Annotated in this window: 1 pseudogene; it reads right to left on the minus strand. The window is 45.1% G+C overall.

The features are described 5' to 3' along the window. Window positions 1-270 (minus strand): annotated as a pseudogene (locus LKX83_RS32350) (spermidine/putrescine ABC transporter substrate-binding protein); the annotation flags it as partial. Window positions 271-306 lie beyond the last annotated feature (36 nt).

Genomic DNA, 306 nt, shown 5'->3' on the forward strand with positions numbered 1-306 from the left:
CGATGGAACCGCCACATCGAAAGTTGTACCGCCTTGCGCAATCTTCGTCATCATCGCCTCATTGGAATCGAATGTCTGATAGATTACTTTTATGCCGGTTTCTTTTTCGAACTGCTTCACCAGATCAGGGTCGATATAATCGCCCCAGTTATAAATCGTTAATGTATTGCTGCCTGAATAGCCCTGTGACGAATTCAGATACGTAGTCATATACAGCAGAGCGAACGAAACAATAAATATTGCGGCAAAGGAACGAACAAGCTGCTTCATTTTCTAACCCCCATTCCGCTCATTCGGCTGTTGCGC

The organism is Cohnella baijiui (assembly GCF_020731285.1).
Classification (GTDB): Bacteria; Bacillota; Bacilli; order Paenibacillales; family Paenibacillaceae; genus Cohnella.